The following is a 22,090-nucleotide window of genomic DNA, read 5'->3' as shown; positions in this document are numbered from 1 at the left end:
TTCTATTTGTTGTCTTCGCGAAGGAATGTATTGCACTCAAAGGTACTGGAGGACACTGAAAAGCGTCAACAATGGGAATGTGGTTTTAGTAACTTAAGAAGATTTAAGTGCATTTTAAGGTCTTTTTAGCAGCGGTTATAGCGCATTGGCGTAAGATCTCGGCCTTGTGCTGTATAGGCTCGGAAGCGACTTTCTAGTTCTTTTGGTAATATTTCTGCTGAGATGGTCGTAAAATGATTTGCGTTATAAAAAGGCACAAGGTGAGTGAATGCGAAGCAATAAGTAGGCTTTTCACTTAACGGATAGTGAATACTACTTATTAGCTGGCTGCCGAGGCCAAGATTTCGATGGGCTGGCTCTGTCACCATGCCTGTAAGTAGTTGAGAGTCGATAATTTGTTTGAGTCTTACTGCGCAAAGAATTTTGCCTTTATCTCTTATTACCCAAATAGGATCCGCTTTGTTTGGTTTACCGCTTGGATAATGCTCTTGATAAAATTTCTTCACCAGAGGAAACCAAAGTGAAGGAACTTGTTCAGCGATAAGATCGGGTGTTTTCATAGTTGAATATGTGTGGTGATTGGATGTTTGAGAATAGCATAATCGGCTACTCTAAGAATGTCAGGTCAATTGAATTGCTTATAATGGAGGTTATTGTGCGGCAAAAAATAGTATTTTGGTGCTTTTGTGTTTTGGCATTGTCTGGTTCTGTAATAGGGCTGGCAGCGGAAGAACAAACGGGATTTGTTTACGAGCCAGAAGAGTCCTTTGCTCATTATGTCGCACGTGCAGAACAATATGTAGGTGAGCGTAAGGTGTGGATTAATACTGAGGACAAGCCGAGAGAGCTTGCCGCCGTTCTGCCTTTTGAGCTATTACCGAATGCCGAAAACTGTGCTGGACGAGAGCACATTGGCGTGTTGTTGTCGCATGGTTTGTCAGATTCTCCTTTTTCGATGCGAGATCCAGCTCTTGCGCTTCAAGCGGCTTGTTATCAAGTGCGCGTAGTATTATTGCCCGGCCACGGTACAAAATCAGAAGACCTTCTTGACGTCTCTCGTGATGATTGGCGAGCCACATTTCGAAACGCCGCGGATGAATTCAGTAAAGACGTGGATGTAATGTACGTTGGCGGTTTTTCTACTGGCGGTGCGCTGGCTGCGGAATATGCATGGCAGCACACAGACAGTGTCGCTGGTGCTATTTTGTTCTCCCCTGTGTTCAAGGTGAACAGCAGCATTGATTGGCTTTCGCCTTGGTTGGCAATGGTGAAAGATTGGCTGGACAATTACCCAAGTGACGACTTCGCTAAATACGCTTCGATTCCGCTTCCAGCTATTGCTGAGGTGTACAAGTTATCTAAAGAAGTGCGCAACTTGATTATTGATAATCCAAAAAAATTACCCGTGTTCATCGCTTTGTCAGAAGATGATCAAACAGTAGACTCATCTGTGTCAGAAAAGGTTTTTAACATAGGAATGATCGGATCGAAGAGCCAGATGGTGCTTTATAGTAAAGATCAAATGAGCGCCAACACAGATCGCATTAAGGTTTACAATACGAATTTGCCAGAAGCTAAAATATTAGGGCTTTCACATATGGCGGTACATGGCAGCCCTGATAATACCTATTACGGTGCTATGGGGGAGTATCGTATTTGCGGCTGGTATCAGGAGGATGAGCCTTTGTATCAAGCTTGTCGAACGGATAAAAACAATTGGTTTGGTGAGGGTTCTGATGCATTAACGAAAAACAGCCCTCATGCGGCACGAATATCTTGGAATCCGAACTTCAATTCGTTAATGCAAGAAGTCGCTTTTTTTATCAAGGCAAACGCTAACAGCAATAGATAAAGAGGATAGCTTATGGCAGAGAAAATGGGCCTTGGTCTTTCGTCGGTTGGCATAACCCAATCGCAAATAGATCAGTATCATAATGATGGGTATTTGGTTTTAGAATCGATTGTTCCTAAAGCGCTATGTGATGCATTAAAAACTCGTATGTCAGAACTCATGGCTTCCTTCGAGCCTGATTCAGTGCGCTCCATTTTTACTACCAATGAGCAATCTCGCCATACCGATAATTACTTTATGGAGTCGGCTAACAAAGTGTCTTTCTTTTTTGAGGAAGAGGCTTTTGATGAAGTCGGTGTTCTTAAGCAACCACTTGAGTTATCCATTAACAAAGTAGGGCACAGCCTTCATTTTCAAGATCCGGTGTTCAAGGCTTTTTCATTATCTTCAGTTTGGGGGGAGTTGTTACACAAATTGGGGATGATTGATCCGCGTGCAGCGCAATCCATGTATATTTTTAAGCAGCCAGGAATCGGAGGTGAGGTGAACTGTCATCAAGATAGTACTTTCCTTTATACCACTCCGATGAGCGTGATAGGGCTGTGGTTTGCCATAGAGGACGCGACACTTGAAAATGGCTGTCTTTGGGGTGTGCCTACAGGCCACAAACAGGGGTTGTTAAAACGTTTTGAGCGTATTGGTGCTGATACGATAGAAACCAAAATGGTGATACTAAAAGAACATGAGTGGCATCAAGATGAGCTGGTGGCAATGCCTGTGCCTAAAGGTTCTTTGGTTATTTTGAATGGTGAGTTTCCGCATCTTAGTTATGCTAATAGATCGGGAAAATCTCGCCATGCTTATGCTATCCATGCCGTTGATAATACTTGTGAATATCCTGAATTAAATTGGCTTCAAGCGAAGAAGGGTTCTTCTTTTGTGCCGTTTCATGCGAAGTGAAAAATTGAAATTGGAGTGTGTTGATGCAAGCTGTTTTGGCCCTGCTTAGTGATAACGAATTTCACTCTGGCGAAGAATTGGGAGCCGCATTAGGCGTTACCCGTGCAGCGGTTTGGAAAAAGCTTAAAAAGCTAGAATCTATTGGTGTGACCGTTCATTCAGTAAAAGGCCGTGGCTATCGTTTACCAGTTCCGGTCGAGCTGTTGTCAGAAGATTTGTTACGCGAAAATGGGGTGCCAAATGACGTGGCGATTAAATTAGCGTTTGAGACGGAGTCAACTAACGGCGATGCTAAGCAGTATATATCCCAAGGTAAGCCTTTGCCTGTTTTGATCTCTGTTGAGCGTCAGACTCAAGGCAAGGGACGTCGTGGCCGTCAATGGGAATCAGGTGTCGCAAAAAACCTGACATTTTCGTTTGCGTGGCGCTTTGATAATGGCCCAAATGTTGTTGAGGGTCTGAGTTTGGCTGTGGGTGTTGCTGTAGCTAGGGTGTTAAAAAAAGCAGGCATTCCGAATCCTGGCTTGAAGTGGCCCAACGACGTACAAGTTGATGGTCAGAAAATTTGCGGTATTTTATTGGAGATGGTGGCGGATCAGGATGTTTGTCATGTGATCATCGGCATTGGGCTTAATGTAGCAATGGATGATGCCTTTATGACGAACGTAGATCAGCCTTGGACTGATCTGCTTTCTCGCCTGAAATCTCGTCCGAGCCGAAATGTCATCTTGGGTGAATTAACCAAAGAGCTAATTGGTATTTGTCAGTTGTTTGAAGATGGTAATGGCATGAAGCACTTTCAGCATCAGTGGCAGGCATATGACGTTTTGTTTAATCAATCTGTTACTGTCAGTACGGTTTCTCAGCAACGTCAAGGGATCGCCCGAGGTATTGACCAAAAAGGCGCCTTGCTTCTAGAAGAAAATGGTGAGCTGGTGGCTCTTCATGGGGGAGAAATTAGTGTCCGTCGCGGCTAGGTTTTTAGTTGTTGATGCTGGTAATACCAGCATCAAGTTTACCGCCTTTGAAGGTGAGCAAGTATTATGGGTGCAAAGAGGAGAAGGTTTTCCTACTGATACTGGTTTTGCGCCTGATGTGATTTATTTTGCCAGTGTTCGTTCTAAAGAGTTGAGCGCGTTGCTGCATGCGGATATTCAAGCTGAATTCCCACACAGTGAATGGGTCACATTAACGAGTCAGGCGTTTGCTTGTGGTGTTAGCAATGCCTATATTGAACCTGAGCGTTTGGGAATTGACCGGTGGCTTGGGGTGATTGCTGCCCACCATATGGTAAAGGGGGATGTTGTTGTGGTGGATGCCGGTACGGCAATTAAGGTGGATGTGGTCAATAAAGAAGGCGTTCATCTTGGTGGCTATATAGCTCCTGGGTTGGTAATGATGGAGGAATCTTTGCTCTCAAAAACAGCTCGCATTCGCTATGCTGCCGATGAGGTTGTCGTAGGGGACGGCTTGCCTAATTCAACAGCAAGGGCCGTAACGGAAGGTTGTCACGAGATGGCATTGGGTTTTTTGGAGCGTATTCATCATCGTTACCCAGAATTCAAGTGGGTTGTGACGGGCGGAGATGCGCAAGCGTTATTAGATGTATTGGGTATTTCACTAGAGAGTCTGCCTAATCTTGTGGCTTTGGGTGCAAAGCTTGTTGGCGATGAAGAGTTAAGAGGCAATAAATGAAGTGGCTGTTTCTTTTTGTAGTGTTACTTAATGCTGCCTTCTTGAGTTGGCATAGTTTTGTTCAAGATAAGCCGGAAAAAAATCAAGAATCGATTTACGGCCCACCCGTCAGTGAAAAGATTCATTTATTGTCGGAAGCTCCAGCAGTTAGTGAGCAAGATTATCGTTCTGGAGTCGCGGCTAATGAGAGCCTTGAAGAGGCACTTAGTAAAGTTATTGAGCAATCTGCTGGTGATTCGTCTGAATTATATTGCCCACGCTTAGAAACGGAGCGAGATGATGATAAAAAACAAATTACTAAAGTGCTAAAGAGTTTTGGCTGGGCTTATAAAGATCGAGAGATCTCAGGTAAACGGCCGAAGTTTTGGCTCTACATTGCGGCACCAGAAACCCCTGCCATTGCAGAACGCATAGTAAAAGAACTTGCCTCTAAATCTATTGATAGCTTTGTTATTAATCGCGCAGAAATGAAGAACCGTATTTCTTTAGGACTGTATTCCTCAAAAGAGCGAGCTGATCAAGCGAAAGTACGCATACAAAATGTATCTGGCTATGCTGTTGATGTTTATGAACATATGCGAAATGTCTCGCTTCAGCAGATTGATATTGCGCAGCCAGTAGATGAAAAAGACTGGGAGCGGTTTATGTCACGCTTCGATCTAACCAAGATGATGATAAAAGTAGAAAAAAATCCTTGCTAGTGCTTGCAATTGGCAAGACGATTCATATAATGGCTCCCACCTTTTGGGGTGTTGCGTTGTAGCGCTGAGTACGTGGAGGGGTTCCCGAGTGGCCAAAGGGAGCAGATTGTAAATCTGCCACGAAAGTTTCGGTGGTTCGAATCCACCTCCCTCCACCAATTGCGGGTATGGTATAGTGGCTATTACCTCAGCCTTCCAAGCTGAAGAGGCGGGTTCGATTCCCGCTACCCGCTCCAGGCTCATGTAGCTCAGTTGGTAGAGCACACCCTTGGTAAGGGTGAGGTCGGCAGTTCAAATCTGCTCATGAGCTCCAGCATTTCCAATGCAAAAGATAGGTGGTTTGACCGCCTTTTTTATTGTCTGTTTTTTGGGCAGATACCCTTGCCAGATTTGGCTTGTTCAGGTATCATCCTTCGCCCATACGAATGTAGGCCAATAGTTCAATTGGTAGAGCACCGGTTTCCAAAACCGGCTGTTGGGGGTTCGAGTCCCTCTTGGCCTGCCATCTTTCGTATCCTATTTCTTAGTTAGGGATCACCTGAAGTATGAGTTCGAGTACTGAAGCTCAAGCGTCTCGCGGAGATGTGTTTAAGTGGGCAATTGTTGTTCTGCTAGTTGCGGTAGGCGTGATTGGTAATAACTATTATTCTGCTGAGTCACTATTGTATCGCTTAATCGCTATCTTGGTGTTGGCTGGTGTCGCTGGTTTTGTTGCGTTGCAAACTGTGAAAGGTAAGGCTTTTTTTACTCTGGCAAGAGAAGCTAAAACTGAAATTCGCAGAGTTGTATGGCCAACTAGACAAGAAACCATGCAAACAACCTTAATAGTGTTAGCGGTTGTTGTTTTTATGTCTCTCGTGCTATGGGGGGTGGATTCGTTCCTTGGTTGGATCGTTTCCTCGGTAATTAGTTAGGAGTTGCTCGTGACCAAACGATGGTATGTAGTACAGGCGTACTCAGGGTACGAAAAGCACGTAATGCGTTCGCTTATTGAGCGGGTGCAGGTTATGGGGCAGGAAGAAAATTTTGGTGACATCTTGGTGCCGACTGAAGAAGTGGTCGAGATCCGAGATGGTAAAAAGCGCAAGAGTGAAAGAAAGTTCTATCCAGGTTATGTATTGGTTCAAATGGATATGAATGACGCCTCTTGGCATTTGGTTAAAGGTACATCTCGCGTACTTGGTTTTATTGGTGGTACGGCGGATAAGCCTTCACCAATTACAACTCGCGAAGCGGATGCTATTCTGCAGCGTGTTAGTGATGGTGTTGATAAGCCTCGTCCTAAGACCTTGTTTGAAGTGGGTGAAGTGGTTCGTGTTAATGAAGGGCCGTTCGCTGATTTCAATGGTGTTGTGGAAGAGGTGGATTACGATAAAAGTCGAATCAAAGTGGCGGTGCTTATTTTTGGGCGCTCTACACCTGTTGATTTGGAATTTAGTCAGGTTGAAAAAGCCTGATTTTGTTGAACGGGTAGCCTTCGGGCAGTGACCCAATTGGAGTTGAAAAATGGCTAAGAAAGTCCAAGCTTATATCAAGCTACAAGTTAAAGCGGGTCAAGCGAACCCAAGTCCACCAGTTGGTCCAGCACTTGGTCAACACGGTGTGAATATCATGGAATTCTGTAAAGCGTTCAATGCTAAAACTCAAAGCCTTGAGCCAGGTCTTCCAACGCCTGTTATTATCACTGTTTACAGTGATCGTAGTTTTACATTCGAAACTAAATCTACTCCTGCAGCAGTTTTGCTTAAAAAAGCAGCTGGTTTAAAGAGTGGTTCTCCACGTCCAAATACTCAAAAAGTCGGTACGGTTACTCGTGCTCAACTAGAAGAGATTGTTGTTGCTAAGCAGGCTGATTTGACTGCTTCTAACATGGATGCAGCAGTTCGTACTATTGCTGGTAGCGCACGCGCTATGGGTCTAGAAGTTGAGGGTGTTAACTAATGGCTAAATTAACTAAGCGCGCTCGTTTGATCGCTGAAAAAGTAGAAGCAACTAAATTTTACTCTGTAGAAGAAGCTGTTGCTCTATTGTCTGAGCTTTCTACTGTTAAGTTTAAAGAGTCTATCGACGTATCTGTTAACCTAGGCGTTGACCCACGCAAATCTGACCAGGTTGTTCGTGGTTCTACAGTATTGCCTCATGGTGCCGGTAAAGATGTTCGTGTTGCTGTATTTGCGCAAGGTGCAAATGCTGAAGCTGCGAAGGAAGCTGGTGCAGATGTTGTTGGTTTTGAAGATTTAGCTGAACAAGTTAAAGCTGGTAACCTTGATTTTGACGTAGTTATTGCATCTCCAGATGCAATGCGTATCGTTGGTCAGCTAGGCCAAGTTTTAGGCCCACGTGGTCTAATGCCTAACCCTAAAGTTGGCACAGTAACGCCTGATGTTGCTACTGCAGTACGAAATGCAAAAGCAGGTCAAGCTCGTTACCGTACAGATAAAAATGGTATCATCCACGCTGCTGTTGGCTCTATTGAGTTCGCTGCGGATGCTATCAGAGGTAACTTGGAAGCGCTTTTGACCGACTTGCGTCGTGCTAAACCTGCGTCTTCTAAAGGTGTTTACCTGAAAAAAGTGACCTTGTCCTCTACAATGGGACCTGGTCTACAAATTGATCTAGGCGCGCTTAACTCTACTAAGTAAGTGTGTTTAGATCATGAGCTTTGGGGTCTGCCTTCATCTATTTGTTGAGCAGGCCGTCAAAGACCGCAGGAGCCTAATGGTTTAATAACAACGTTGAAAAATGTTTGTCCTGCGCAGATGGTGTGGCCCGATTCAGATTAACTGGATCTAACTCACCAGCAAGTACTTCGAGTAATCGGAGAGTTGGTAAAAATAGGGGAATTTATTCCCTGCTAATCCAGGAGAAAACCAGTGGCATTAGGTCTAGAAGACAAAAAAGCCATTGTCGCCGAAGTTAGCGAAGTTGCTAAAACTGCATTATCTGCAGTAGTTGCTGACTCTCGCGGTGTTACCGTGAGTAGTATGACAGAACTACGTAAAGAAGCGCGTGAAGCAGGTGTTTATGTACGTGTAGTACGTAATACTTTGGCTCGCCGTGCAGTTGAAGGCACTGACTTCGAATGTCTAGCTGAGAGCTTTGTTGGTCCTACGTTAATTGCTTTTTCTAACGAACATCCGGGTGCGGCTGCTCGTTTGTTGAAAGCGTTTGCGAAAACTAACAGCAAGTTTGAAGTAAAGGCGTTGGCGTTCAACGGTGAGTTGATCCCAGCTGGCGACATTGATCGTTTGGCAACACTGCCTACATACGACGAAGCTATTGCGAAACTGATGAGTGTTATTCAGGGCGCAACAAGCAAGTTTGTACGTACTCTTGCAGCGGTTCGCGATCAAAAAGAGCAAGAAGCGGCTTAATACGGCTTACCGTATCCCTTCTTGATAAATATTTGTTTTATCACCCTTGGGTGATTATAAAGAATGCTAGGAATCTGAGTCATGGCTCTAACTAAAGAAGATATCATCAATGCAGTAGCAGAAATGTCTGTGATGGACGTTGTTGAACTAATTTCTGCAATGGAAGAAAAATTCGGCGTATCTGCAGCTGCTGCTGTAGCTGCGGGTCCTGCTGCTGAAGCTGGCGCTGCTGCTGAAGAACAAACTGAATTTGACGTTGTTCTTACTGCTGCAGGCGAGAAGAAAGTAAACGTAATCAAAGCTGTTCGTGCAGCGACTGGTCTAGGCTTGAAAGAAGCTAAAGCTATCGTTGACGGCGCTCCAATGACTGTTAAAGAAGCTGCTTCTAAAGAAGATGCTGCCGCTCTTAAAGCAGCTCTTGAAGAAGCTGGTGCATCTGTCGAAATCAAGTAATGATACTTGTATTTCCAGATTTCGACCAATAGTCGAAATGGCTGGTGACATTATTGTCACCGGCCTTTTTGGGTTTCTGAAACTCAAATAAAACTTAAAAGAATTTTCACATGGGAGATAATGCTCCCATATATGGTAAGGCCTGATTTGGGCCTTTTGCGTCAATGTGCACAAGCTGGGGAATGCTGATGGCTTACTCATACACTGAGAAAAAACGTATCCGTAAGGATTTCGGTAAACTGCCGCCCGTTTTGGATGTGCCATACTTGCTGGCAATTCAGCTTGAATCCTATCGTAATTTTCTGCAGGAAGGTAAAAGTCTTGCAGAGCGTGGGGAATTAGGTCTGCATGGGGCCTTTAAATCTGTCTTTCCAATGGTCAGCTTTTCCGGCAATGCGGCGCTAGAATACGTCGATTACCGTTTAGGCAAGCCAGTCTTTGATGTTAAAGAGTGTCAGTTGCGTGGTGTTACTTACGCGGCACCTTTACGTGTTCGTGTGCGACTTATTATTTATGATAAAGAGTCGTCCAATAAGGCAATCAAAGACATTCGCGAGCAAGAAGTCTACATGGGCGAAATTCCGCTTATGACAGACAATGGTACCTTTGTAATCAACGGGACTGAGCGTGTTATTGTATCTCAATTACACCGTTCTCCTGGTGTGTTCTTCGACCACGATCGTGGTAAGACACACTCTTCAGGCAAGTTACTACATTCTGCTCGTATTATTCCTTACCGCGGTTCATGGTTGGACTTCGAGTTTGATCCAAAAGATTGCGTATTTGTTCGTATTGACCGTCGCCGTAAGTTGCCGGCAACTATTTTGTTGCGCGCTTTGGGTTACGGAACTGAGCAAATTCTAGATACTTTCTTTGACTCTACTCGTTTCTATTTGAAACGTGATGGTTTTGAAATGGATCTAGTTGCAAATCGTCTACGTGGCGAGACTGCACTGTTTAATATTGCTGATGCGAATGGCGAACTGATCGTAGAAGAAGGTCGCCGTATTACTGCTAAGCACATTCGTGTGATGGAAAAATCAGGTCTTGAGCGTCTATCTGTACCGCTTGAGTACATGCTTGGCAAGGTAACAGCGAAAAACTTGGTTCATCCTTCAACGGGTGAGTTGATTGCGGAAGCAAACACTGAGTTGTCTGTTGATTTGCTAGAGGCGTTGGTTTCTTCTGGTATTACTGAAGTTGAAACGCTTTATACGAACGATTTGGATAATGGTCCATTTATTTCTGATACGCTGCGTATTGATCCAACGAGTAATCAGTTAGAAGCTCTAGTTGAAATCTATCGCATGATGCGTCCTGGCGAGCCACCGACCAAAGAATCGGCTGAAGGTTTGTTCCAAGGTTTGTTCTTCTCCGAAGATCGCTATGACCTATCTGGCGTTGGTCGAATGAAATTCAATCGTCGTTTAGGTCGTGAAGAAGATACGGGTGCTGGCGTTCTTGATAATGACGACATCGTAGCTGTTCTAAAAACTTTGCTTGATATCCGTAACGGTAACGGCATGGTTGATGACATCGATCACTTGGGTAACCGTCGAGTTCGTTCTGTTGGTGAAATGGCCGAGAACCAATTCCGTGTTGGTCTTGTTCGTGTTGAGCGTGCAGTGAAAGAGCGTTTGTCAATGGCAGAAGCTGATGGCCTTATGCCGCAAGACCTTTTGAATGCGAAGCCAGTTGCTGCCGCTATTAAAGAGTTCTTCGGTTCAAGCCAGTTGTCTCAGTTTATGGACCAAAACAACCCGCTATCTGAAGTAACGCATAAGCGTCGTGTTTCGGCGTTAGGGCCTGGTGGTCTTACGCGTGAACGTGCAGGCTTTGAAGTACGTGACGTACACGCTACTCACTATGGCCGTGTTTGTCCTATCGAAACACCTGAAGGTCCAAACATCGGTTTGATTAACTCGCTATCAACTTATGCGCGCACTAACAGCTACGGCTTCTTAGAAACGCCATACCGTAAGATTATCGATGGCAAAATGACTGATGAAACAGTTTATATCTCTGCAATCGATGAAGCGAAATATGTAATAGCCCAAGCATCTGCAAATGTTGATGCGGAAGGTCGTTTGGTTGATGAGTTGGTTCAGGTGCGTCACATGCACGAAACGACTTTGATTCCAAAAGAGAAAGTAAACCTAATGGACGTGTCACCTCGTCAGGTTGTTTCTGTTGCGGCATCTTTGATTCCGTTCCTAGAGCACGACGATGCTAACCGTGCATTGATGGGATCGAACATGCAGCGTCAAGCAGTACCTACACTTAAGGCAGATAAGCCTGTAGTTGGTACTGGGATGGAAAAAAATGTAGCAAAAGATTCTGGTGTTTGTATCGTTGCGAACCGCGGTGGTGTGATTGAGTCTGTTGATGCGAGCCGTATCGTTGTACGTGTGAATTCAGAAGAAACAATTGCTGGTGAGGCGGGTGTAGATATCTACAACCTAACTAAATACGTGCGTTCTAACCAGAACACTTGTATCAACCAGCGTACTTTGGTTATGAAAGGTGAGAAGGTTGCTTCTGGCGACATTATGGCTGATGGTCCTTCTGTAGATATGGGTGATTTGGCACTAGGTCAAAACATGCGTATTGCTTTTATGCCTTGGAACGGTTTCAACTTCGAGGACTCGATTCTCGTTTCTGAGCGTGTTGTAGAAGAAGATCGATTCACTTCTATCCACATTCAAGAGTTAACGTGTGTTGCGCGTGATACTAAGCTTGGGCCAGAAGAGATTACTGCCGATATCCCGAATGTGGGTGAAGGTGCGCTTTCTAAGTTGGATCAATCCGGTATCGTTTACATCGGTGCAGAAGTAGAGCCGGGCGATATTCTAGTTGGTAAAGTAACGCCTAAGGGTGAGACACAGCTAACGCCTGAAGAGAAACTTTTGCGAGCTATCTTCGGTGAAAAAGCGTCCGACGTAAAAGATACGTCGCAACGTGTTAAGACGGGTACGCGCGGTACAGTTATCGACGTGCAAGTTTTCACTCGTGATGGCATCGAAAAAGATGACCGTGCTAAGTTCATTGAAAAATCGCAACTTGATCAAGTTCGCAAGGACTTAAACGAAGAGTTCCGTATTGTTGAGAAAGCGACTTTCGAACGTCTAGCTGAAGCCCTAATCGGTCAGCAAGCGGAAGGTGGTCCTGGTTTGGCTCGCAATGCGATTATTACGGAAGAGTACTTGGCGAATCTTGATCACCCTGAGTGGTTTAAAATTCGTGTTGCTAATGAAGAAGCGAGTGAGCAGCTTGAAAAAGCACAAGCCGCTTTGATTGAGCGCCGTAAAGAACTTGACGCGAAATTCGAAGATAAGAAACGCAAGCTACAAACAGGTGATGATCTAGCGCCTGGCGTTCTTAAAATCGTTAAGGTTTATGTTGCCATCAAACGTCGTATCCAGCCAGGTGATAAAATGGCCGGTCGTCATGGTAATAAAGGTGTAATTTCTAAAATTATGCCAGTTGAAGATATGCCGTACGATGAAAACGGTGATCCAGTTGATATCGTTTTGAACCCGCTAGGTGTTCCTTCGCGTATGAACGTTGGTCAGGTTTTGGAGACTCACTTAGGTGCGGCATCTAAAGGCTTGGGTCGTAAGATCAACGAGATGCTTGTTGTAGAGCGTGAAAAAGCAGAGGCAGTTGCAGAACTGCGTAGCTTCCTTGACGAGATCTATAACGGCTATGAAGGTGATTTGAAATGTGCGCGTACTGAAGATTTGGACAGCTTTACAGACGAAGAAATTTTGACCTTGGCATCTAACCTAACAGGTGGTGTTCCAATGGCGTCTGGTGCCTTTGATGGTGCAAAAGAGTCTGAAATTAAACGTATGTTGCGTTTAGCTGGAATCAACGAAAGCGGCCAAGTTAAATTGTTTAACGGTCGTACTGGTGATGCTTTTGAACGTCCTGTAACTGTTGGTTACATGTACATGCTTAAGTTGAACCACTTGGTTGACGACAAAATGCACGCACGTTCTACCGGTTCTTACAGCTTGGTTACTCAGCAGCCGCTGGGTGGTAAAGCTCAGTTCGGTGGTCAGCGTTTCGGGGAGATGGAGGTATGGGCACTAGAAGCATACGGTGCTGCTTACACGCTTCAAGAAATGTTGACTGTTAAGTCCGATGACGTGAATGGCCGTACTAAGATGTATAAAAACATCGTAGATGGTGACCACCGTATGGAACCTGGCATGCCTGAGTCCTTCAACGTGTTGGTGAAAGAGATTCGTTCTCTTGGTATCGATATCGAGCTGGAAAACGAATAAGCACGAATCACATTTGACCTGCTGGGGAGCAAGACTCCCCGGCCTTACGAGTGGGGCGAATATCCATGAAAGACTTATTAGGTCTTCTAAAATCACAGGGACAATCTGACGAGTTTGATGCGATCCGCATTGGCTTGGCATCACCAGATATGATTCGTTCATGGTCTTACGGTGAAGTTAAAAAGCCAGAGACCATCAACTACCGTACGTTCAAACCAGAACGTGACGGTTTGTTCTGTGCAAAAATCTTTGGTCCTATTAAGGACTACGAATGCTTGTGTGGTAAATATAAGCGTTTGAAACACCGTGGTGTTATCTGTGAGAAGTGTGGCGTTGAAGTGGCTCTGTCTAAAGTGCGTCGTGAACGCATGGGTCACATTGAGCTTGCATCGCCTGTTGCACATATTTGGTTTTTGAAGTCTCTACCGTCTCGTATCGGTCTTATCTTAGATATGACGTTGCGTGACATTGAGCGTGTTTTGTATTTTGAATCTTTCATCGTGATCGATCCAGGTATGACAACGCTTGATAAAGGCCAATTGCTAAACGATGAGCAGTATTTTGAAGCGCTAGAAGAATTCGGTGACGAGTTTGATGCCCGTATGGGTGCGGAAGCGGTTCAGATGTTGCTTCGCGATTTAGATATGCCTGTAGAAATTAACAGCATGCGTGAAGAGCTAAACAGCACTAATTCTGAAACTCGTATTAAGAAACTTTCTAAGCGTCTTAAGCTTGTTGAAGCATTCTATCATTCTGGTAACAACCCAGAGTGGATGGTGTTAGATGTATTGCCAGTTCTTCCACCAGATCTTCGTCCATTGGTGCCACTTGAAGGTGGTCGTTTTGCGACGTCTGATTTGAACGACCTTTACCGTCGTGTAATTAACCGTAACAACCGTCTAAAACGCCTGTTAGAGTTATCAGCTCCAGATATCATCGTACGCAACGAAAAGCGTATGTTGCAAGAATCTGTTGATGCTTTGCTTGATAACGGTCGTCGTGGCCGCGCCATTACTGGTTCTAACAAACGTCCTCTAAAATCTTTGGCTGATATGATCAAGGGTAAACAAGGTCGTTTCCGCCAGAACTTGCTAGGTAAGCGTGTTGACTACTCTGGTCGTTCTGTAATCACAGTAGGTCCATCACTGCGTCTACATCAGTGTGGTCTACCTAAGAAAATGGCACTTGAGTTATTCAAGCCATTCATTTTCTCTAAGCTTGAACTTCGTGGCATGGCGACGACGATCAAAGCGGCTAAGAAAATGGTTGAGCGTGAAACACCTGAAGTGTGGGATATCCTAGATGAGGTTATTCGCGAACATCCAGTGATGTTGAACCGTGCGCCAACACTTCACCGTTTGGGTATCCAAGCGTTTGAACCAATGTTGATCGAAGGTAAAGCGATTCAGTTGCACCCACTAGTGTGTGCGGCATATAACGCCGACTTCGATGGTGACCAAATGGCGGTTCACGTTCCGTTGACTATCGAGGCGCAGCTGGAAGCTCGTGCATTGATGATGTCTACGAACAACATCCTATCACCTGCAAACGGTGAGCCGATCATCGTTCCTTCTCAGGACGTTGTATTGGGTCTGTACTATATGACTCGTGAGAAAATCAATGCCAAAGGCGAAGGCATGGCATTTTCTGACATCAAAGAAGTACACCGTGCGTATGGTGCTAAACAGGTTGAATTGCACGCGAAAGTAAAAGTACGTATCAGCCAAGTTGATACCACGCTTGATGGCGACAAAGTGCCGTCTACTTTCATTGCAGATACAACTGTTGGTCGTGCCTTGTTGTTTGATATTGTTCCTGATGGCCTACCGTTCTCTGTGGTTAACCAAACCATGAAGAAAAAAGCGATCTCTAACTTGATCAACGAGTGTTACCGTAAAGTCGGCTTGAAAGAGAGCTGTATTTTTGCTGACCAATTGATGTACACAGGTTTTGCTTACGCTACGGCGTCAGGCTCTTCTGTTGGTGTTGATGACTTTGTTATTCCACCAGAGAAAGCGGCGATCATTGCGAAAGCTGAAGCAGAAGTTAAAGAAATCGAATACCAATACGCTGATGGTCTTGTAACGCAAGGCGAGAAGTACAACAAGGTAATCGATTTATGGTCTCGTACCAACGAAACTGTTACTGAAGCCATGATGAAAAACTTGGCAAAAGAGATGACAATCAATAAAGCGGGCGAAGAGGTTGAACAACAATCTTTTAACTCGGTTTACATGATGGCTGACTCTGGTGCCCGTGGTAGTGTTGCGCAGATGCGTCAGTTGGGTGGTATGCGTGGTTTGATGGCGAAACCAGATGGTTCCATTATCGAGACACCAATCACTGCGAACTTCCGTGAAGGTCTATCAGTACTTCAGTACTTTACCTCTACACACGGTGCTCGTAAGGGTCTAGCCGATACGGCATTGAAAACAGCAAACTCTGGTTACTTGACTCGTCGTCTAGTAGACGTAGCGCAGGATTTGGTTATCACTGAAGTAGATTGTGGCTCTACAAACGGTATTTCCGTTGCAGCCATGATTGAAGGTGGTGACGTAGTTGTTCCGCTAGGTCATCGTGTATTGGGTCGTGTAGTGGCTCAAGATGTGATTGACGGTAAAGGCGATTTCGTTCTTGCTGCTGGTACTTTGATTGACGAGCATGACGTTCGTACTATCGAAGCGGCTGGTGTGGATGAAATGATCATTCGTTCTGTTATCACTTGTAATACACGTCATGGTGTATGTGCTAAGTGTTACGGCCGTGATCTTGCTCGTGGTCATCAAGTTAACATTGGTGAAGCCATTGGTGTTGTTGCAGCACAGTCTATCGGTGAGCCAGGTACGCAGTTAACGATGCGTACGTTCCACATCGGTGGTGCGGCATCTCGAGCGTCTGCGATTGATAGTGTCCAGGTGAAGAGTGCGGGTACAGTACGTTTCAATAAAATGAAGAGTATCGAGCGTCATACTGGTCACCTAGTTGTTGCATCTCGTTCTTCTGAATTGGCCATTGCTGATGAAGCGGGTCGTGAGAAAGAGCGTTATAAGCTTCCTTACGGTGCAGTATTGAGTGTGCGTGAAGGTGATCAAGTTACTGCGGGTCAAATCGTCGCTAACTGGGATCCACATACACACCCAATCGTATCTGAGATGGAGGGTCGCCTTGAGTTCAGTGGTATGGAAGAGAACGTTACTATTCGTCGTCAATCTGACGAAATGACGGGCTTGACTACTATTGAAGTTATGGAGATGCGTGATCGTCCTGCAGCTGGTAAAGACATACGTCCGATGATTGCCGTTGTTGATGCAGAGGGTAACCCTGTATTGATTCCTGGTACTGAATCACCAGTACAGTACATGCTTCCTGAAAAAGCATTGTTGAGTCTAGATCATGGCGCGACAGTGAAATCAGGTGAGGTTCTTGCGCGTATTCCTCAAGAATCTATTGGTAACAAAGATATTACCGGTGGTTTGCCACGAGTGGCAGACCTATTCGAAGCGCGTCGTCCGAAAGATCCTGCTGTTATGGCGGAAACGAGCGGTGTGGTTAGCTTCGGTAAAGAAACAAAAGGTAAGATCCGTTTGGTTATCACTCCTCAAAACGGTGATGATCCAGTCGAGACTTTGATTCCTAAATGGCGTCAAATCAACATCTTTGATGGTGAAGAAGTGGCTAAAGGTGAGATTATTGCCGACGGTCCTTTGAGCCCTCATGACATTTTGCGTCTTCAGGGTGTAGAGGCTTTGGCTGATTACATCACGAATGAAGTGCAAGAAGTTTACCGCTTGCAAGGCGTAGTAATTAACGATAAGCACATTGAGGTTATCGTTAACCAAATGTTACGCAAAGTAGAAGTTGGTGAGTCTGGTGATACAGATCTTATTCAAGGTGATCAGGTTGAGTTTACTCATCTGCTAGATTCAAACGAAAAAGCGGAAGCAGAGGGTAAATTCCCTGCTAAGTTTGAGCGTGTGCTTCTAGGTATCACGAAAGCTTCTTTGGCTACTGAGTCCTTTATATCAGCGGCATCTTTCCAAGAGACAACTCGAGTTCTTACGGAAGGTGCGGTAACTGGTAAGAAAGATCACTTACGTGGCTTGAAAGAAAACGTTGTTGTGGGTCGCTTGATACCAGCTGGTACAGGTTTGGCTTACCACAATGAGCGCAAGAGAAAGAAAGAGCTTGCACTAGCAGCGAAGGAAGGAAGTTCGACAGTAAGTGCCTCAGATGTTGAAGAAGCATTGAGTGCTGCACTGAAAGACTAGTTATTTGCTGTTAAATCGTAAGGGAGGTGATTTTTTAGTCGCCTCCCTATTGACTGTTTTATAGGCGCAAATTAAACTTGCGCCTCCTTAATTTTGGCGATTTCCGTCATAAGAATTGGATTTGTGGAGCTTGTCTAATGGCAACCGTTAACCAGTTGGTTCGTAAACCACGTAAACGTAAAGTGGCAAAGAGTGACGTTCCTGCGTTACAAGCTTGTCCGCAACGCCGCGGTGTCTGCACTCGCGTATATACTACTACACCTAAAAAGCCTAACTCGGCTTTGCGTAAAGTATGTCGTGTTCGCTTGACTAACGGCTTCGAAGTTACTTCCTACATCGGTGGTGAAGGTCACAACCTGCAAGAACACAGCGTAGTGCTGATTCGCGGCGGTCGTGTAAAAGACCTTCCTGGTGTTCGTTACCACACAGTGCGTGGTAGCTTGGATACTTCAGGCGTACAAAATCGTAAGCAAGGCCGTTCTAAATACGGTACTAAACGTCCTAAGAAGTAAGTTAAATCAGCTTAATTCATCGTTTAGACATAATTTTTTAATACAGTAAGGCCGAGCAATAATATAATTGTCTCGGGCGAACCTGAAGAGGATATAGATATGCCTAGAAGACGCGTCGTCGCTAAGCGTGAAATCCTTCCGGATCCTAAACACGGAAGCCAGATTCTCGCTAAATTCATCAACCATGTAATGGTTAGCGGTAAAAAGTCTGTTGCAGAGAGCATTGTTTACAATGCGCTAAATACTGTAGCAGCTCGCGCTAAAACTGAAGAGCCAATGGCTATCTTCGAAAAAGCATTGGAATCTATCCAGCCAATGGTTGAGGTTAAATCTCGCCGTGTTGGTGGTGCGACATACCAAGTTCCTGTGGAAGTTCGTCCAGCTCGCCGCGCAGCTTTATCTATGCGTTGGTTGGTTGATGCTTCTCGTAAGCGTGGTGAAAAATCCATGGCTTTGCGTCTAGCTGGCGAAATTTTAGATGCTGCTGAAAACAAAGGTTCTGCTGTTAAGAAACGTGAAGACGTTCACCGCATGGCAGAAGCTAACAAAGCATTCTCTCACTACCGTTTCTAATCATCCGGAGAAGGATACACAGTGGCACGTAAAACACCTATCAACCGCTACCGTAACATCGGTATTTGTGCGCATGTTGATGCAGGTAAAACGACGACAACTGAGCGCGTTCTTTTTTATACTGGTCTATCTCATAAAATTGGTGAAGTGCACGATGGTGCAGCAACAATGGATTGGATGGAGCAAGAGCAAGAACGTGGTATCACGATAACTTCAGCAGCAACAACATGCTTCTGGAGTGGAATGAATAAGCAGTTTGAAGAGCATCGTGTCAACATTATAGACACGCCTGGGCACGTAGATTTTACTATTGAAGTAGAGCGTTCTCTACGTGTTTTGGATGGTGCTGTTGTTGTGCTTTGTGGTTCTTCGGGTGTGCAGCCTCAAACTGAGACGGTTTGGCGTCAAGCAAATAAGTATGAAGTGCCGCGTATGGTTTTCATCAATAAGATGGATCGTACGGGAGCTGACTTTTTTGCTGTTGTTCGTCAGTTAAAAACTCGTCTTGGGGCTAATGCTGTTCCAATTCAGATCAATGTTGGCACTGAAGAAGATTTCAGAGGTGTAATCGATTTGATCTTGATGAAAACTATTGTGTGGAATGAAGAAGATCATGGTATGACTTTCTCTTTGGAGGAGGTTCCTGATGATTTGCTTGAGGAAGCGCAAGAGTGGCGTGAGCACATGGTTGAGGCGGCAGCTGAAGCGAATGATGAATTAATGGATAAGTACCTTGAAGAAGGTGAGCTATCTGTTGATGAGATAAAAAGCGGTTTGAGAATTCGCACGTTATCCAATGAAATTGTCTTGGTTACTTGTGGTTCTGCCTTTAAAAATAAAGGTGTTCAGGCTGTTTTGGATGCTGTTGTTGAATATTTACCTTCACCGCTTGAAGTGAAAGCGATTGAAGGGACGCTTGAAGATGGTGAAACTGTTGTAACTCGAATAGCTAATGATGAGGATCCATTCTCGTCGTTGGCATTCAAAATAGCGACAGACCCATTTGTGGGTACATTAACATTTATTCGTGTGTATTCTGGAGTGTTGCGTTCAGGAGATGCGGTTTACAATTCTGTTAAGCAGAAGCGTGAGCGTATTGGCCGAATGGTTCAAATGCATGCTAATAATCGTGAAGAAATCAAAGAAGTATTGGCGGGTGATATTGCTGCTATCGTAGGAATGAAATACGTAACTACGGGTGATACGCTTTGCGATATGAATGATGTTGTTGTGCTTGAGCGTATGGAGTTTCCAGAGCCTGTTATATCCGTCGCTGTTGAGCCAAAATCTCAGGCTGATCAGGATAAAATGGGCGTTGCGCTGGGTAAATTGGCGCAAGAGGATCCTTCTTTTCGGGTGGAAACGCACGAAGAAACGGGTCAAATAATTATTTCCGGTATGGGTGAGCTGCACCTTGATATACTTGTCGATCGTATGCGTCGCGAGTTCAAGGTGGAGGCAAACATTGGTAAGCCTCAGGTTTCCTATCGGGAGAAAATTCGCAAAGAAGTGGTGGTTAATCACAAATTTGTGCGTCAATCCGGTGGTCGTGGTCAATACGGTCACGTCGTGATGAAGTTAATCCCGACTGATAAAGATGGGCTTGAGTTTGTTAACGAGATTGTTGGTGGTGCTATTCCTAAAGAATACATCCCTGCAGTAGAAAAGGGTGTTTCGGAGCAAATGAAGAACGGTGTAATCGCTGGTTATCCATTATTGGGTATCAAGGTTGTGCTGATCGATGGTTCATTCCATGATGTTGACTCTAATGAAATGGCCTTTAAAATTGCAGCTTCTCAGGGGCTAAGAAAAGGAGCGGCTGATGCTGATCCTTGCGTTCTTGAACCTGTAATGAAAGTGGAAGTTGTAACTCCTGAAGAATACATGGGTGATGTGATGGGTGACCTGAATCGTCGTCGTGGTGTTGTTCAGGGGATGGACGATTCCCCGTCAGGGAAGATTATTCGTGCTGAAGTTCCTCTTGGGGAAATGTTCGGATATGCAACTGACGTGCGTAGCTTGTCGCAAGGGCGTGCAAGTTATGCAATGGAGTTTGAGAAATACGCTGAAGCACCGGCTAGTGTGGCAGACGCGATCATCAAAAATGAAGATTAATCATCATACTTACTAATTCTTAAGGTGTATGTATCATGGCAAAGAGTAAATTCGAACGTAATAAACCGCACGTTAACGTTGGCACAATCGGTCACGTTGACCATGGTAAAACAACTCTAACTGCAGCATTGACTCGCGTATGTGCAGAAGTATTCGGCGGAACAGCTGTTGCTTTTGACGGTATCGATAATGCTCCTGAAGAGCGTGAGCGTGGTATCACTATCTCTACTTCTCACGTAGAGTATGATTCTCCAACTCGTCACTACGCACACGTAGACTGTCCTGGACACGCCGATTATGTTAAAAACATGATCACTGGTGCTGCTCAAATGGACGGTGCGATCCTAGTTTGTGGTGCGACTGATGGTCCTATGCCTCAGACTCGTGAACACATTCTTCTTTCTCGTCAAGTAGGCGTTCCTTACATCGTTGTTTTCTTGAACAAGTCTGACTTGTTGGCTGAAGACTGTGGTGGTGCGGATTCTGAAGAATACGCTGAAATGCTAGAGTTGGTTGAGATGGAATTGCGTGACCTTCTTTCTGAATACGACTTCCCGGGTGATGATACTCCAATCATCCCAGGTTCTGCGCTAATGGCGTTGAAAGGCGAAGACGACAACGAAATGGGTACTACTGCAGTACGTAAACTAGTTGAAACTCTTGACGAGTACATTCCTGAGCCAGAGCGTGCTATTGATGGTGCATTCTTGATGCCTATCGAGGATGTATTCTCTATTCAAGGTCGTGGTACTGTTGTTACTGGTCGTGTTGAGCGTGGTATTATCAAAATCCAAGAAGAAGTTGAAATTGTTGGTATCGTTGATACTACTAAAACAACTTGTACTGGTGTAGAGATGTTCCGTAAGCTTCTAGACGAAGGTCGTGCTGGTGAGAACTGTGGTATTCTTTTACGTGGTACTAAGCGTGAAGACGTACAGCGCGGTCAAGTATTGGCTAAGCCTGGTTCAATCACTCCTCACACAGAGTTTGAAGCAGAAGTTTACGTGTTGGGTAAAGATGAAGGTGGTCGTCATACTCCATTCTTCAAAGGTTACCGTCCACAGTTTTACTTCCGTACAACTGACGTAACTGGTGCATGTTCTCTGCCTGAAGGCGTAGAAATGGTTATGCCTGGTGATAACATTCAAATGACTGTTGAACTAATTCACCCAATCGCGATGGACGAAGGTCTACGTTTCGCGATCCGTGAAGGTGGTCGTACAGTTGGTGCTGGTGTTGTAGCTAAAATCCTTAAGTAATTAGATATTAATATCTGCTTACTTTGATTTAGAAAAGGCCACTCGCAGATCGGGTGGCCTTTTTATTTTTATGGTTTATTTTGTTTGTTCAGAAATTGG

Annotated in this window: 18 protein-coding genes and 4 tRNA genes; 21 read left to right on the top strand and 1 reads right to left on the bottom strand. The window is 44.9% G+C overall.

What is annotated here, in order from left to right; genetic code table 11:
* Positions 1–125 precede the first annotated feature (125 nt).
* Positions 126–560: a GNAT family N-acetyltransferase gene (locus CYL31_RS20345; protein WP_212916921.1), complete on the bottom strand. Its 435-nt coding sequence runs from the start codon at positions 558–560 to the stop codon at positions 126–128.
* Between the two features lie 95 nt (positions 561–655).
* Between CYL31_RS20345 and CYL31_RS20340 the strand changes: the two genes are divergently transcribed.
* The 21 genes from CYL31_RS20340 (at position 656) to tuf (ending at position 21,991) form a co-directional block, all read left to right on the top strand.
* Positions 656–1,852, top strand: a complete 1,197-nt coding sequence (locus CYL31_RS20340; RefSeq protein ID WP_212916920.1) for an alpha/beta hydrolase — start codon at positions 656–658, stop codon at positions 1,850–1,852.
* Between the two features lie 12 nt (positions 1,853–1,864).
* Complete coding sequence (locus tag CYL31_RS20335; protein ID WP_249411641.1) at positions 1,865–2,752, top strand: phytanoyl-CoA dioxygenase family protein; 888 nt, start codon at positions 1,865–1,867, stop codon at positions 2,750–2,752.
* 23 nt (positions 2,753–2,775) lie between these two features.
* The gene (locus CYL31_RS20330) at positions 2,776–3,729 is read left to right on the top strand and encodes a biotin--[acetyl-CoA-carboxylase] ligase (RefSeq protein WP_212916919.1); all 954 of its coding nucleotides are present in this window, start codon (positions 2,776–2,778) and stop codon (positions 3,727–3,729) included.
* Positions 3,698–4,447 carry a type III pantothenate kinase gene (locus CYL31_RS20325; RefSeq protein ID WP_249411640.1) on the top strand — a complete coding sequence of 250 codons (750 nt, stop codon included), beginning with the start codon at positions 3,698–3,700 and terminating at the stop codon, positions 4,445–4,447. The genes CYL31_RS20330 and CYL31_RS20325 overlap by 32 nt, the downstream gene beginning before the upstream one ends.
* A complete protein-coding gene (locus CYL31_RS20320; RefSeq protein ID WP_212916918.1) occupies positions 4,444–5,148 on the top strand; it encodes an SPOR domain-containing protein in 705 nt (234 codons plus the stop codon). Before CYL31_RS20325 ends, CYL31_RS20320 begins: the two co-directional genes overlap by 4 nt.
* Positions 5,149–5,222: 74 nt before the next feature.
* A tRNA-Tyr gene (locus CYL31_RS20315) sits at positions 5,223–5,306 on the top strand.
* A gap of 3 nt (positions 5,307–5,309) precedes the next feature.
* Positions 5,310–5,384: transfer RNA gene (locus tag CYL31_RS20310), tRNA-Gly, on the top strand.
* 1 nt (position 5,385) lies between these two features.
* Positions 5,386–5,461, top strand: a tRNA-Thr gene (locus CYL31_RS20305).
* 116 nt (positions 5,462–5,577) lie between these two features.
* A tRNA-Trp gene (locus CYL31_RS20300) sits at positions 5,578–5,653 on the top strand.
* Between the two features lie 40 nt (positions 5,654–5,693).
* Positions 5,694–6,062 (top strand): preprotein translocase subunit SecE, encoded by a 369-nt coding sequence (gene secE / locus CYL31_RS20295; protein WP_212916917.1) that lies wholly within the window; start codon positions 5,694–5,696, stop codon positions 6,060–6,062.
* A gap of 9 nt (positions 6,063–6,071) precedes the next feature.
* Entirely contained in the window at positions 6,072–6,605 is a 534-nt protein-coding gene (gene nusG / locus CYL31_RS20290) for a transcription termination/antitermination protein NusG (protein ID WP_212916916.1), read from the top strand.
* 49 nt (positions 6,606–6,654) lie between these two features.
* Positions 6,655–7,089, top strand: a complete 435-nt coding sequence (rplK, locus tag CYL31_RS20285; protein ID WP_012071947.1) for a 50S ribosomal protein L11 — start codon at positions 6,655–6,657, stop codon at positions 7,087–7,089.
* Positions 7,089–7,790: a 50S ribosomal protein L1 gene (rplA, locus tag CYL31_RS20280; RefSeq protein ID WP_212916915.1), complete on the top strand. Its 702-nt coding sequence runs from the start codon at positions 7,089–7,091 to the stop codon at positions 7,788–7,790. The genes rplK and rplA overlap by 1 nt, the downstream gene beginning before the upstream one ends.
* 231 nt (positions 7,791–8,021) lie before the next feature.
* Positions 8,022–8,522, top strand: a complete 501-nt coding sequence (rplJ, locus tag CYL31_RS20275) for a 50S ribosomal protein L10 (protein ID WP_012071945.1) — start codon at positions 8,022–8,024, stop codon at positions 8,520–8,522.
* A gap of 81 nt (positions 8,523–8,603) precedes the next feature.
* Complete coding sequence (rplL, locus tag CYL31_RS20270) at positions 8,604–8,975, top strand: 50S ribosomal protein L7/L12 (protein ID WP_212916914.1); 372 nt, start codon at positions 8,604–8,606, stop codon at positions 8,973–8,975.
* A gap of 188 nt (positions 8,976–9,163) precedes the next feature.
* Positions 9,164–13,264 (top strand): DNA-directed RNA polymerase subunit beta, encoded by a 4,101-nt coding sequence (gene rpoB, locus CYL31_RS20265; RefSeq protein WP_212916913.1) that lies wholly within the window; start codon positions 9,164–9,166, stop codon positions 13,262–13,264.
* A gap of 65 nt (positions 13,265–13,329) precedes the next feature.
* On the top strand, positions 13,330–17,532 hold the full coding sequence (gene rpoC, locus CYL31_RS20260; protein ID WP_212916912.1) for a DNA-directed RNA polymerase subunit beta': 4,203 nt from the start codon (positions 13,330–13,332) through the stop codon (positions 17,530–17,532).
* A gap of 137 nt (positions 17,533–17,669) precedes the next feature.
* The gene (rpsL, locus tag CYL31_RS20255) at positions 17,670–18,044 is read left to right on the top strand and encodes a 30S ribosomal protein S12 (protein ID WP_012071941.1); all 375 of its coding nucleotides are present in this window, start codon (positions 17,670–17,672) and stop codon (positions 18,042–18,044) included.
* A 99-nt stretch (positions 18,045–18,143) separates the two neighbouring features.
* Positions 18,144–18,617, top strand: a complete 474-nt coding sequence (gene rpsG / locus CYL31_RS20250) for a 30S ribosomal protein S7 (RefSeq protein ID WP_012071940.1) — start codon at positions 18,144–18,146, stop codon at positions 18,615–18,617.
* Positions 18,618–18,638: 21 nt separating this feature from the next.
* The gene (gene fusA, locus CYL31_RS20245; protein ID WP_212916911.1) at positions 18,639–20,732 is read left to right on the top strand and encodes an elongation factor G; all 2,094 of its coding nucleotides are present in this window, start codon (positions 18,639–18,641) and stop codon (positions 20,730–20,732) included.
* A gap of 35 nt (positions 20,733–20,767) precedes the next feature.
* Complete coding sequence (gene tuf / locus CYL31_RS20240; RefSeq protein WP_212916910.1) at positions 20,768–21,991, top strand: elongation factor Tu; 1,224 nt, start codon at positions 20,768–20,770, stop codon at positions 21,989–21,991.
* The last annotated feature ends 99 nt before the right edge of the window (positions 21,992–22,090 follow it).

This window comes from Marinomonas sp. A3A (genome assembly GCF_018336955.1).
GTDB classification, from domain to species: domain Bacteria; phylum Pseudomonadota; class Gammaproteobacteria; order Pseudomonadales; family Marinomonadaceae; genus Marinomonas; species Marinomonas lutimaris.
This window is presented reverse-complemented; position numbering and strand designations above follow the sequence as displayed.

What these genes read in the sequence shown, in the direction of transcription:
- CYL31_RS20345 (WP_212916921.1), bottom strand. Translation starts at nt 560, where the DNA reads ATGAAAACACCCGATCTTATCGCTGAACAAGTTCCTTCACTTTGGTTT.
- CYL31_RS20335 (WP_249411641.1), top strand. Translation starts at nt 1,865, where the DNA reads ATGGCAGAGAAAATGGGCCTTGGTCTTTCGTCGGTTGGCATAACCCAA.
- CYL31_RS20330 (WP_212916919.1), top strand. Translation starts at nt 2,776, where the DNA reads ATGCAAGCTGTTTTGGCCCTGCTTAGTGATAACGAATTTCACTCTGGC.
- CYL31_RS20325 (WP_249411640.1), top strand. Translation starts at nt 3,698, where the DNA reads ATGGGGGAGAAATTAGTGTCCGTCGCGGCTAGGTTTTTAGTTGTTGAT.
- CYL31_RS20320 (WP_212916918.1), top strand. Translation starts at nt 4,444, where the DNA reads ATGAAGTGGCTGTTTCTTTTTGTAGTGTTACTTAATGCTGCCTTCTTG.
- secE (WP_212916917.1), top strand. Translation starts at nt 5,694, where the DNA reads ATGAGTTCGAGTACTGAAGCTCAAGCGTCTCGCGGAGATGTGTTTAAG.
- rplK (WP_012071947.1), top strand. Translation starts at nt 6,655, where the DNA reads ATGGCTAAGAAAGTCCAAGCTTATATCAAGCTACAAGTTAAAGCGGGT.
- rplA (WP_212916915.1), top strand. Translation starts at nt 7,089, where the DNA reads ATGGCTAAATTAACTAAGCGCGCTCGTTTGATCGCTGAAAAAGTAGAA.
- rplL (WP_212916914.1), top strand. Translation starts at nt 8,604, where the DNA reads ATGGCTCTAACTAAAGAAGATATCATCAATGCAGTAGCAGAAATGTCT.
- rpoB (WP_212916913.1), top strand. Translation starts at nt 9,164, where the DNA reads ATGGCTTACTCATACACTGAGAAAAAACGTATCCGTAAGGATTTCGGT.
- rpoC (WP_212916912.1), top strand. Translation starts at nt 13,330, where the DNA reads ATGAAAGACTTATTAGGTCTTCTAAAATCACAGGGACAATCTGACGAG.
- rpsL (WP_012071941.1), top strand. Translation starts at nt 17,670, where the DNA reads ATGGCAACCGTTAACCAGTTGGTTCGTAAACCACGTAAACGTAAAGTG.
- rpsG (WP_012071940.1), top strand. Translation starts at nt 18,144, where the DNA reads ATGCCTAGAAGACGCGTCGTCGCTAAGCGTGAAATCCTTCCGGATCCT.
- tuf (WP_212916910.1), top strand. Translation starts at nt 20,768, where the DNA reads ATGGCAAAGAGTAAATTCGAACGTAATAAACCGCACGTTAACGTTGGC.